An 11,876-nucleotide genomic window follows, 5' to 3' on the forward strand; every position below is an offset into this window, starting at 1 on the left:
TTTCAGATGTAATTCAGCATTTTGGTGATCCAGAACAGGATTTCCGCCAACACACCGATTGCGCCCGCCTTGTCCGTAACCACCAGCGCAGTGCCGGAAGTCCCGAACGGAAAATCTTCGATATTGATCTGGTCCGGAACTGCGATTAGCACCGGATAGCTGGACACGCCAGCCAGATCGCGCAGTGAAGGAAGGCCCGTGCGCGAGTCAACAACGCCCTCTGCCGTTCCTACGGGCAACGATATGACGGTCCCAGGTATTTCGCCGCCCGGCTGGATTCGCAGCGCAAGGCGGATCTGGTCGCCGACGGAAACGTTCATGCGACTTGATTGGGGCAAACTTGCGATCAGATGGCGGTCATCGGGGACAACAAAAGAGATCGCCCCCTGTGCGATAGATACACGATTTCCGGGACGCAGAGAAACGGCGGTGACAAAGCCGTCTTCCGGCGCGCGCACGACTGTTTGTTCCAGCTTCCAAAGCGCCTGCGCCAAAGCCTGCTCAGCCTCGACCACGCCGGCATCAATACCGTCGATCTTGGCGGCAATCCGCCGCTCCAGACCGGCTTTGCGCGCCTCGGCCGCGCGCAGGCTTGCGGACAATTGATCGATGGCAGACACAGCTTCCTGCAACTGGAAGGTCGTCGATGCCCCCCGCTTCTCAAGATCGACAATGTCGTCACGGCGCTGGACGCCAAAGGTCAATTGCGCGGTGAGGGATTCAATGTCGGCTTCCGCTGCTGCCAGATCGGACTGTAACTGATCTGCCGCAGAACGCGCAGTTTCAAGACTGGCTGTCAGCCGGGCGACTTCGATCCGAAAGGGTGTATCGTCAATCCGGAACAGCGGATCCCCTTTCGCAACCCGCTCATTGGGGCGAACCGAAACGTCAACAACAGTACCTGACACATTGGGGGCAATGTTGGTGGCAACGCCTTGCACCGAAACAGGCCCTGTCGGTGTGGTGTGGTTGAGGGCACCGATGACAACCAGAGCAATGATTGCGGCACCCCCATAGACGACAGATTTCCAGAACCGGTTCCATGGAAGCAGCCCCAGCTTGGAAAACACCACCCAGATCACTCCGAAATAGAGACCTAAGACAATAAGCATATGTTTACTCCATTGCGCAGAGCTGCTGATACCAGCGGGGCGCAAGATTGGTTTCGGATGCGGCCAAGAAGTACGCCAACGCTTGCCCTAGTTGCGTGTCGATTTCGCGGCCGCGCATTTCTGTTGACGCGCGCGGCCTTGTTTCATTGTTGCGCCGAAGATCGTTTGACCATGAAAGCCTCGACTGCCTGTTGCGTTTCCGGCCGCAGGTTTTCAATTCCTTCATACGGCATTCCTGTGGCCGGGCCTGTATCGGGGAACAGCTCTTTTCTCGCCATGTGGCGTCCCAGTATGCGGACGAACTCCTGCCCGCCCCAAGCACCAACTTCGGTCGAAACCGGGTATTTTTCGTGGGTGTCGCGCATCACATCAAAGAAATCTGCAATGATCGCGTTTTGACCCGGCCCGGGCAGGTTGAGCTTCAGCTTGTCCTTGACGACCGCCTTTGGGGTACTCACCGAATAGATGATCACGTGATCACGCCGACCTTTGCTTTCATCTTGAAACAGGATCGAGGCAGATTGATCCACGCCATCAATCAACCGGTCTCGGGGAATATGCTGAACCGCGCCGCCGAAACGAGCCAGCGTCGTATAAAGATCAGACACATGAATAATGTTGTTGATCATGCTGTCTGGTTCAATCAGACCCGGCCACCTTATGAAAGCGTCCACGCGAACCCCGCCTTCGGTCGTATCGCCTTTGCCTCCGCGATAGACCATTGGCGTAAAACCAGATGCCGGTGAATACTTGGTGAAGTGGCCGTTATCGCCCATCAACACGACAATCGTATTATCCGCCACGCCAAGCTCGTCCATGCGCGTGAAGATTTCGCCCAAATACGTATCCAGCTCTTGCAGTTTGTCGGCGTACAGACCTCCATTGACGCTTTCCGGCCCGTCACGCCCGGCCCGCGTGTTGTCCAGCGGGATCATCGGCCAATACTGTAGGAAGAAAGGCTCAGTACCGCCGGCCAAGCGTTCCAGTTCACTCAGGGTTTTGTCCTGAAAAGCTTGGTTCATCTCATCATATTTGGCTGCGTTCCAACGCTCACCCGGCTCCATTCGGATCTCACGAACAGGTCCGCCGGCATTTCCTTCGATCACCGTGGCCATGGCCGATGCATCGGGGCGGAACCAGTCGTCGATCGTGTAATCGTCGACAAAATCTGCGATACCAACCGAAACCTGCTCGCGGATTGCATCGTCATTGAAAATCGTCAACTGACCCTGTTGATGAACGGCGTGCTGCGCATAGTCGAACCCCTGGTTCATTGCCCAGCTCTCGGCAATGTCACCCATGTGCCACTTCCCGACATGCGAGGTTGCATATCCTTCGGCCTTCAGAACCTCGGCAAGCGTCACTTCCTCTCCGGGCAGACCGAAACCGGCGATGTCGACGGTCGTATCACCCATTCCGATCCGAACCGGCAGACGACCGGTCGTCTGGGCCACACGTGTCGGGGTGCAGGATGGCTCTGTATACATGCGCACCATGCGCATCGCTTCGTCAGAAAAATCGTTGATGTTTGGGGTACTGATGCCGCGTACCGCGTTCAATTCTGGGATACCCATATCCCCAAAACCGATGTCATCGACCAGAATACTGATGATGTTCGGGGGGTTGCCACCGTTCTCGTCTCGAAATGCCGCAAGAGCCTGATCAACGGCTGTATCGTCCTGTTCCCAGGCATCCTTGTTCTGGGCCTGAAGGATATAAAACTCGGAATCATGCGCAATGGGTGCATCCTGCGCGTAGGCAGGTGCGCTGATCGCCAGAGAACCCAGCAAAAACAACTTGAGATCCATTTCTTTAGGTTTCCTTTTTCCTTGGGTTTTCTTCTCGCTCCAGACCCTGTGCGATAAGATCGTGGGCGACACTGGAAAGTGTCTGACCGGTTAAATCCGCAAGACGCGTAAGCCTGTGACGCTGTGAGGGTGTAAGAAGGGTCACGATCCGTTCCGACCGCACTTCTGCTTTCGGAAGCGGAGGGCGACCACGTTTGGGCGCGGCAAGCGGATCGGGCAATTTCATTTGAACATATTCCTATGTTTCGACTAAGCTTTTCATGCAAACTACAGGGGAGATATTTTGCACCGCATCAAAAAATCGACAAAACTAGACTTGGCCCGGCCCGAAGCGCCCCGGTTTTTTGCGGCCACTTTCTGTGATCCGAACCAGATCGCCGCAATATCCAAATGGGATATGGATTTCCGTCAGATCGAAGACGGCGAAATGCAGGCTGATTTCAAGGTTAGATCCGGCCCGCTTATTTCCGTTATGAAGTTTGGTTTCTCGCGGCGTGTGCACCAGATCGGCGCGTCTCCGAAGGGGCACATCACATTTGGCATCCCTACCCATTCAAGACTGACGGACTGGAACGGTACCAGCATCGAAACGCCACCGTTTCTGTCCTTCGGCAGCGGCGATGAGTTCGACTGTATCAGCGACAGCGGGTTCGGCGGATATACGATGACCGTTGAAACTGAGAATGCGATGAAAATAGGCGAGAAGCTGGGGATCGCAGTTTCTGATACGGAATTCCGGGCATTTTTGTTACCTGCAACGCCACCTGATCGCTCGGCTGCGCTTTTGAACGACATTCAGACTTTGTTGGCGAACCCAAATTCGTCAGAACAGGGCGAAACCCATTTGATCGAAGAGATACTGCGGATCGCATTGGGGGGCGGGGCGGATCGCAGGGAACCGCGGATAAACCGAAAAGCTCTGGCACTTGCTGCGGCCATTGATCGGATGACGGCGACCCCGGACGAAAACGTCCCCATCAGCGAGATCTGCGGGGATATCAGTGTGTCATTGCGCACATTGGAACGCGCGTTCAACGAAAAATTCGGTATCGGCCCAAAGGCCTATTACACAAGGTTCCGCCTTAACAGGGTTCGCAGCCTGCTTGCAGAACAAGGCAAAGATCTGTCAATTTCTGACGCCGCAAACCGATATGGCTTTTGGCATATCGGGCAGTTCTCACAAGATTACAAAAAGTGTTTCGGCGAATTGCCATCGGCCACTGTCGATTGAAAACACTTGGCTTTGTGCTGTTTGTGACCATGGCCTTTCATGGAAGCAAAATCGAAACCGCGCAAAAGCTCAGCAGGTCAGGCTCGGGCCGCATTCCATTTCAGGCACATGCGCCGTCATGATCCACAAAATCTTGCTCAACTCTCGCGACTTCGCCACGGTTCAAAAACCGCTTATGCGTTCTATCAGCCAGTACATTGACACTGAGCCGATCCCATACGCGGTCAAGACCGTGGCATGTTTGCCAACCGGAAACGCGATCAGCCGCCAGGTCGCCATCAAAAGAGCCAAGGCAGCAATAAAACTCAGCTGCCCGGCTTCGACACCGAGGTTGAAGGCCAGCAATGCCGCGGGAATATCGTTAGGGGGCAACCCGATATCAGCCAAGGCCCCTGCAAAACCTAGGCCGTGCAAAAGCCCGAACCCGAAGCAAACGATCCAGGGTTTCTGTTTTGAAAGCCGGAACCGTCCTTCGCCACCTTTGACGATCTCCATCGCCAGAAAAACGATGGACAATGCGATAACGGCCTCGACTGGTGGTCCGGGAACATTCAAAACGCCCATCGTTGCCAGCGCCAAGGTTATTGAATGCGCAAGTGTGAACGCTGTTACGGCTCCGACAAGTTTCCATGGATCGCGGACCAGAACAAACAGCGCAAAGACAAACAAAAGGTGATCCCAACCTTCCAGTATGTGTTCAAATCCCAACTGGGAATATGCGGCAAACACTGACCATGTCGACTGTTCAGAAGGTATGATTTGAACATTGATATCCGGTGTAAAACGAAACGTAGTAGGTTGCGCATCCTGGGGATGCACACGCGCCAGCACGTCGTTTCTCTGAGTCTCAAGGCCCTCAATGGCAATGGGTTGGCCCGCGATACCCGCCTGGCATTCGACGACCCAGGACGAAACCCACCCTCGACCGTCGGATATGGGATCCGGGCCACGCGCCGGAGTGCAGCCATCTGGCAAAACTGCGTCAATCGCCATCGGTTGGCCATTCACGTCGGGCTTTCGCCAATGAACGCTCCAGGTGTCAGAGGCAATCTGACGAATTTCCAGAAATCCCGGATCAAGCGCGTGCGCAGCAGCGAAATTTGCAGGCCACACAAACAGCAGCGCAAACAGGAAGCAGATCAAAGCTCTCATTTAGCCGGGCCTGAAAGATCGGGGGCCACAATCTCGTATTTTTCGGCCAGAGACTGATATTGCGCTTGCGCCAGATCTTCACTCATCGCGCGGCGCCAGTCCCGCAGCACCGTATTGTGAATTTCAGCAAGTGGCGGTGTTCGGCTGGGCTCGACCGCAACGACCTCGACAAGGTGGATACCGTAACCTGACCGGATCGGACCCGTCCACTGACCTGTTTCGACCTCTGTTATGCTTTGCGAAAACCCTCCTCCAAAGACCGACTCGACAACCCGCGTCGCGGACAAAGGCATTGATGCCGGCAGCAAGGTCGAACCGCCCAGATCGGAGATGTCTTGCTTGGCGCGCAGGGTGGCCAGGGCTTTCTCGATTTCGGCCTCTCCGGGCTCCTCTCCAAGAAAGGCCTGATTAAAAGCCACCATGACAGGCGTTGCATAGCGTTCCGCGTTTTCCTGAAGAAAAACCTCCAGATCTTCGTCATTCGGAACGATGGAAGTGGCAATGGCTTCGGTCAGATAATCCATTTTTTGGCTCAGCCGGGTCCTTATCAAGGGATCTCCGCGATCCAGACCAAGTTGTCTTGCCTCCCGGACCAGAACCTCTTCACGAATGGATGCGTCGACCAAAGCCTTCAGTTCCGCATCGCTTGGAGGGCGTTTCCACTGCGCTTCGAAACGAGCGGACAAAAGCGCAACGTCATCCTGGTCGAGTGTTATTTTCTCAATATCTTCAACGTTCTCGCTTTCCGGCGCTACAATATGGAACCAAACAAAAATTGCCGCTCCAATCAAAAAAAAATGGAGCAGAGGTTCTTTCAGTACTCGCATCAAGCCTCCTGCGTGAAACGTGGCCAGATTGTTTGTTCAGATGTTGGCGTCATCGGGTCGGGTTTTGCATGATGATGCCCTCCGCGTGTTACAGTAACGCGGAGGACGCACCGAGGTAAGGTCATTAACTCGGCTTGTGTTCCAATCGCAGAACGGATCACTCTGCCGGGGTGTACCAGATCGGGGACGAATAGGCGCGTTCCTGATGCGTAAGCACTGCATCCTCGGGCAATTCGATACCATATCTCAACTTGTCATACAGGATCCAACGCGGCGTTGGGATTTCGATGGCGCGGACGTAGTAAAATGCGCGCGCATTAGGATCGAAATCCGGGTCTGACCATACGGTGACAAGTTCGGCCGTTCCGATTGTGTTGGTCCAGCTGGCAGTATCCACGTCCACAGTGTTTCCAACCGCAGGGACTTTGCCGTTTTGATCGACCTCGCGGTTATCCGACCATGCGACGTCGTAGACCTTTTCCTGCAAGGCACCTTCAGAATCGAGCCATCCCTTTATCACTTGAACACGGTCAAGATTGGCACCAACCGGGTCGCGCAGAGCGGCGATCAGGAAGCTTGGCGCAGCCTCACCCTCGCGCGGGCGCAGGTCCGAACCCATTGGCACCCCTTTGGTATAGCCAACATTGGCCAGAAAACGGGTTTCAACATCAGCTTCACTGAAACCCCATCCGCCAAAGAACCGCAGGCCGATCCTTGGCCCGGTCGTTGCATAGGTTTCGCGGCGCTTGAACGCGTCAAAGATCGCCGCGCGTGTATTCTCAGTAGCCCAGACAGCCGTGTATCCGGAGGCGACAAGCAGGTCGCCGGGAATTTCACCAAGGTCATTGGCTATGAACGGATGCTTGATACGCGAGGCTGAGGGCTCGACGCTGACGGATTTTCCAAAGAAGTTGTCTTCTTCGGCCGTGGCCAGAGAGGTATGGCTGTCCGTTGCACCCCCCATGCCGAATTTATAGGGGTTCACGCCAAACTTTTCTTCCAGCATCAATCCGCGTTTCAATGCCTCTCGGGCGTATTCTCCGGCCAGCATGTCATCGGTTTTCAACTCGGTTATGTCCAGATTGCCGACGTCCCAGTTCTCGTAATCGGCAAATTCATCATCCGGGCTCAGGAAAGGATGCGCTTCACCGTCACCCTTGATCTGGGTGACTTCGTAATGGGGCTCCCATTTTGCGCGGGCCGCGACATATTCCTCGTCAACCTTGCCGCCGTGATAGGTGTCTTCGGTTGGGAACATCCACCCATTCGACAGGTTCCCGTTATGGGCAAAGGCAACTGCACGCCCCCCCGTTTTTTCCTGATACTCTTCAAGCCAGGCATAAAGCGCCTTTGGATCCGTATCACCGTAAGGCGGCTGCGTGACCGGCGGCACCATTTGAAGCGCCCTGATTGGCCCATCGCGCAGCATGACATTACGGTGCAAGTTGAACCCTTTCGGTACCGAGGTCCATTCAAAGCCGATGAAAGCGGTAAAGGTGCCGGGGTCATTGTGCCGCTCTGCCGCCAGAACGATGCTTTCCCAGGTAAAGGCAAATGCATCGGCACCGGGGCTGTACGATTCCAACAGGATTTCCGGCAGTGTCATTTGAGAAAAATTGGTGATGATGTCGAAAGCCGCTTTACCGGCTTCTTCCCCGCCGGCCTTGTACCCCTTGTACCACTCCAGTCCTTTGGGATCAGAAAGAACGCCCGGCTTGCCAGCCTGCAAATCCGGCGCGAACCCCATCAGGTCCGTGTGATCCGTGAGAACCATCCAATCCAATGGTCGTGACAGTCTTACAGGCTGACCCGTTGAAGAAATGACCTGCTCACCCTTGGCGAAACGCCACGCCTCATCCGGCAGCAAGGTGTTCCCGAAAGCACCCGCATCCAGCGAAAGCCCGGTGTGAAGGTGAGTGTCCCCCCATAATGGACGTTCAGGAAATGTGCGTTGGGCGTAAGGGGAATAGGGCTGATCAGAAAACAATCCCTCGGCGGCATCTTCGCTGGGTACGGCGTCGGCACCAACAACAGCAGGGACCAATATGAGTGAGATTATGCAAGCAGATTTCCGAAACAAAGTGACCTCCCAGTTCAGGAATACTTAGCTATGAGGGCGAATTTCATCGCGCCATTATTATATTCCCATTTTCTTATATCACATTCTATCGGCCAAAGGGTATTTTAATCTCAGAGCTGCAAACCCGCGCAATCAGGGAATTCGGCGAAAGCCCTTAGGGTGATCGCTAATCGTGTTCACCTGACAAGACCCGTCGGATCATCTTATCTGATAGTAAAATGAAAGCTTCCGGCTGACGCCCCCCGGCGGGCGCGGGAAAGGTGCGGCGGTTCGAACCTGTTCTTTGGCTGCGCGCTCTATTTCCGGCGAGCCAGAGCTTTCGACGACATCAACCCAGGCCAATGAACCATCCGGGTCAATCTGGAAAAACACCCGCGCATAACCTCGACCGGCAACGTAAACGATTGGCGCCCTGTTCAGATGAACAAGAACCTGACCTGCATAGTTCGTGGTGTCTGAATTTCCCGGCCCCCGCCCGCCTGAACGTGTGCCGCCCCGGTTTTGTCGGAAGGCGTCGACACCCTCTCTTTGATACGTAGCCAGCGGTGATTCAATCGTCTGCTCCGGAAATCTCAGAGCGTCAAAGTTGCTTGACGGATCCAACGCACCCCGCAGGGTGGGTTGCGGGCGTCGGTCTGGAAGGCGAGGCCGCAATGACGTGGCTACGGCCTGTTCGGATCCGTCCACGCTGGCATCGGGTACGGTCAATTCGGCGTCTTCATCCAGAGGTTCTGACGCTTCTTCCGGTATCACAGGTTCAAGTGGGGACGTGTTTTCCGGAACAACCGGAGCCACCTCGACCGGTAACGCGGCGATCTGTTGTTGTTCCTTGGACACCGGTTCTTCGGCAGAAGAAGGCTCAACCGGAGCAACCGCCTCTTCCTTAGGCACCTCGGGTGTTTCGGCCAACGCTTCAGGCCTTGCCGACGCAGCGCCTTCCGCTTCAGCGGCTTCGCCTTCATCCTCCAGGTTCTGGTCTATAGGGTCCACGACAATCTCATCCGGCGCCCTCGGCTGGATAATCGTTGAATTCCCGGTATCGGGCGTGAACGTCTCTTGCGGATTCGGCGAGGCCACGCGGGCATCACTTGTCGGAACTTCTGCCTCCTGCGGCTGGGTTGGCGGTTCCACCGGAGGGGTTGGCGGTTCATCCGGCGCGGGCGGTACGGGTTCGATCCTGGTATCGGCCAACTCTTCGAACGCGTTGCTGAGTTCGATTGTGTCGGTACCGGGTTCCCCGGAAGCCGGATCTGACAACTCTGGCACCGTGACAATCAAGCCGATCAGATGCACCAGTACGGAAATCGAAATTGCAATGATTGCAACAGAAATGGACCGCCTGATCATTCTAGGGCCTGTTCGGTCACCAGAAAAACGGTTGGCGCACCCAACCGGCGCAAACTGCTGGTGATCTCCATCAATCGAGAGGCCGACGCATTCCTGTCCGGAACGATCCGCACAGGCCCCGAGTCATGCGCGGCCATGAAAGCTTCCGCCTCGATCGGATTGCCGCGAAAGCTCAATGTCCCGTCCCGATGAAGAACAAGCGCATCCGGCGGCTCGCGGCCGTCAAGGTCCGCTGTATTCACCAGATCCAGATCGGGATCCAATGGCGGTGCAATCGTACCCGTAATCAGAAAAAAGATCAGGATCAGAAAGACGACGTTGATCAGCGGAATGGTGGAATCACGATTTCGACCGGGTCGGATGTAACGGATCATTGCCTCACTCCAACACCCTGACCGTCAAACCTTCGCGCCCACGCAATGGGACAAGCAGGTCCACAAGACGTTGCGCAGTTGTCTCCGGATCAAGGCTCACCAACACCTGACCGGCTTGGACCTGATCGAACAATTCCTCAAGCGACAGGGGTTGACCGTTCAGGACAACACGTGTGGGGCCAAGTTGCACGAAAAGGCGTTCGCGCGGCGTTGCGTCGGCATTCCCGCCTGTGGCGGCGCTGCTCAACTCGATCTCGCTGAACCGCGAAAACGTTGAGGACAGCATGAAAAACAGCAACAGCAGAAAGATCACGTCGATAAGGGGTGTCATCGACATGCGCCGCCGCACAAAAGGCGCAGTGTTACGCATGTTCTGGGGCGACCGGGGCCTGTGCCGCTGCCTCTGTACTTTGGATGGAATGACCTGGAACCAGAACCGTACGCAAAGCCTTGTCCGCAAAAACACGCTCGCGTGCGGTTCGGCTTTCAAGCCAGGACAAAACCATCGACGTTGGCATCGCAACGGCCAGACCAACGGCCGTGGTGATCAGGGCCACCCAGATCCCGCCGGCCAAAAGAGACGGATCAACCGATGATCCAGCGGTTTGCAAGCTTTGGAAAGCACTGATCATACCCAGAACCGTACCAAAAAGACCCAGCAAAGGCGCCAGCTGCGCCACGGTGTCCAGCAAACGAAAACCACGTTCCAGCCCGGCAAGCGCCAAACCCGCTTCGGCATCCAGCCGGTCATCGGCCCCCGGAACACCAGATGCGTTCATCGCCGCGCCCACAATAGGGGCAAGATAGCTGCTGCTGTCCGCCAGCCTTGCGCGCGCGGCACTGTGATCTCCTGCGTCCCAGGCTGCCAGAGCTTCAGACAGCACCTTGTGCCGCCCGACACCGCAGGCTGCAAATTGCCAGAGTTTGTAGAGGGTGACGGCCAGCGTCAAAACCGACATGGCGATCAATATCGCCACCACCGGCCCGCCGAGGTCAAATATCTCACGTAGTGCGGCTACAGGACTCATCCCAATAACTCCATTTCCACCCTGCTGCTGAGCGTGAGGGTGCTGTCGCATATGTCACTTTCGGAACCATCCACGACGCAGGAGTTCGCGCCGTTGATCAAGGCTTGTCCAACTGTGTCACATGTTCTGTTGGGAAGGTCGAACTGGCGCACCCGGGGCCGGTCGGCGGGCAAGTCACGAAAGTCGAAAAGTGAAAGGTTCAAAACACCACCTTCGGTGTCGAAAATGACGGTTTCGAACACGGCACCGTCGATCGGCTGCCCGGTTTCATTCTTGACCAGAAACGTCAACCTGCACGCGTTGGCGACATTCTCGGCCGAGTTCAGCTCCACAAAGAGCCGTGCAGCAGAATCGGATTGTGCAGGCGCTGTGGACAGCAAACAGCCAGAAAACATGGCCGCGATCATAATGCGACGAAACAGCATTAACAGACTCCGTGTTGCAGCGCTGGAACAATCGGGCAGCGACCGTCAGCTTGCCCATCTGCGTTTCTACCCGAGGGACATGTCACATTAAAGAGCCGCGAAGGGTGGCAAAGTAAAAGGGTCGTCAGCGCGTGTTGATATACGTACGTTCACGGCAAGACATACGCTGCGCAATCAGAATTTCAACTGCACACAATGCTGCTCAGCGCATCTGGACAACCAGCAAGTTGATGTCGGATCTAATTTGAAAAGTCGCACTTTTTCCAAACAGGTGCTTAAGCCGCAACAAAAGGTTCGAAACTGCGCCCGATTAAGGCTGCACAGAAGCGCCCCCAAAGCGGATTTGGAACGTCGTTTTCACTTTATTCTTGCTAAAAGCACGAAAAATAATGCATATTTGTCTACATTTTTAATGCATATGAATAATAACATGCTTTTCGAGAGGCAAGCGTCGAGCACAGCGCGGTTTCCGTGCTTTAAAGCCCATTGGGG

The 11,876-nt window shown here is 55.5% G+C and carries 12 protein-coding genes; 1 reads left to right on the plus strand and 11 read right to left on the minus strand.

Annotation, left to right across the window (positions count from 1 at the left end; all coding sequences use genetic code 11):
* Window positions 1-2 precede the first annotated feature (2 nt).
* The 3 genes from GS605_RS15650 to GS605_RS15660 all read right to left on the minus strand — a co-directional run bounded on the left by GS605_RS15650 (window position 3) and on the right by GS605_RS15660 (window position 3,146).
* On the minus strand, window positions 3-1,112 hold the full coding sequence (locus GS605_RS15650; RefSeq protein ID WP_171724567.1) for an HlyD family secretion protein: 1,110 nt from the start codon (window positions 1,110-1,112) through the stop codon (window positions 3-5).
* Window positions 1,113-1,255: 143 nt separating this feature from the next.
* A complete protein-coding gene (locus GS605_RS15655; RefSeq protein WP_171724568.1) occupies window positions 1,256-2,920 on the minus strand; it encodes a sulfatase-like hydrolase/transferase in 1,665 nt (554 codons plus the stop codon).
* 4 nt (window positions 2,921-2,924) lie between these two features.
* Window positions 2,925-3,146 (minus strand): hypothetical protein, encoded by a 222-nt coding sequence (locus GS605_RS15660; RefSeq protein WP_152460509.1) that lies wholly within the window; start codon window positions 3,144-3,146, stop codon window positions 2,925-2,927.
* 57 nt (window positions 3,147-3,203) lie between these two features.
* On the opposite strand from GS605_RS15660, the gene GS605_RS15665 reads away from it, so the two are divergent.
* Window positions 3,204-4,151, plus strand: coding sequence for a helix-turn-helix domain-containing protein (locus GS605_RS15665; protein ID WP_171724569.1), 948 nt, complete (start codon window positions 3,204-3,206; stop codon window positions 4,149-4,151).
* Window positions 4,152-4,313: 162 nt separating this feature from the next.
* Here the strand turns inward: GS605_RS15665 and GS605_RS15670 are convergent, their stop codons facing one another.
* The 8 genes from GS605_RS15670 to GS605_RS15705 form a co-directional block, all read right to left on the minus strand.
* Window positions 4,314-5,303 carry a HupE/UreJ family protein gene (locus GS605_RS15670; RefSeq protein WP_171636394.1) on the minus strand — a complete coding sequence of 330 codons (990 nt, stop codon included), beginning with the start codon at window positions 5,301-5,303 and terminating at the stop codon, window positions 4,314-4,316.
* On the minus strand, window positions 5,300-6,130 hold the full coding sequence (locus GS605_RS15675) for a peptidyl-prolyl cis-trans isomerase (protein ID WP_171724570.1): 831 nt from the start codon (window positions 6,128-6,130) through the stop codon (window positions 5,300-5,302). Before GS605_RS15675 ends, GS605_RS15670 begins: the two co-directional genes overlap by 4 nt.
* Window positions 6,131-6,287: 157 nt before the next feature.
* Entirely contained in the window at window positions 6,288-8,210 is a 1,923-nt protein-coding gene (locus GS605_RS15680; RefSeq protein WP_171636398.1) for a DUF3604 domain-containing protein, read from the minus strand.
* A 198-nt stretch (window positions 8,211-8,408) separates the two neighbouring features.
* Entirely contained in the window at window positions 8,409-9,557 is a 1,149-nt protein-coding gene (locus GS605_RS15685) for an energy transducer TonB (protein ID WP_171724571.1), read from the minus strand.
* Window positions 9,554-9,931, minus strand: a complete 378-nt coding sequence (locus GS605_RS15690) for a biopolymer transporter ExbD (protein ID WP_152460515.1) — start codon at window positions 9,929-9,931, stop codon at window positions 9,554-9,556. The genes GS605_RS15685 and GS605_RS15690 overlap by 4 nt, the downstream gene beginning before the upstream one ends.
* A gap of 4 nt (window positions 9,932-9,935) precedes the next feature.
* Window positions 9,936-10,262, minus strand: a complete 327-nt coding sequence (locus GS605_RS15695; RefSeq protein WP_171724572.1) for a biopolymer transporter ExbD — start codon at window positions 10,260-10,262, stop codon at window positions 9,936-9,938.
* 31 nt (window positions 10,263-10,293) lie between these two features.
* A complete protein-coding gene (locus tag GS605_RS15700; protein ID WP_171636404.1) occupies window positions 10,294-10,959 on the minus strand; it encodes a MotA/TolQ/ExbB proton channel family protein in 666 nt (221 codons plus the stop codon).
* Window positions 10,956-11,384 (minus strand): hypothetical protein, encoded by a 429-nt coding sequence (locus GS605_RS15705; RefSeq protein WP_171724573.1) that lies wholly within the window; start codon window positions 11,382-11,384, stop codon window positions 10,956-10,958. The genes GS605_RS15700 and GS605_RS15705 overlap by 4 nt, the downstream gene beginning before the upstream one ends.
* Window positions 11,385-11,876 lie beyond the last annotated feature (492 nt).

Origin of the sequence: Ruegeria sp. HKCCD7559 (genome assembly GCF_013110575.1) — a bacterium.
GTDB lineage: Bacteria > Pseudomonadota > Alphaproteobacteria > Rhodobacterales > Rhodobacteraceae > Ruegeria.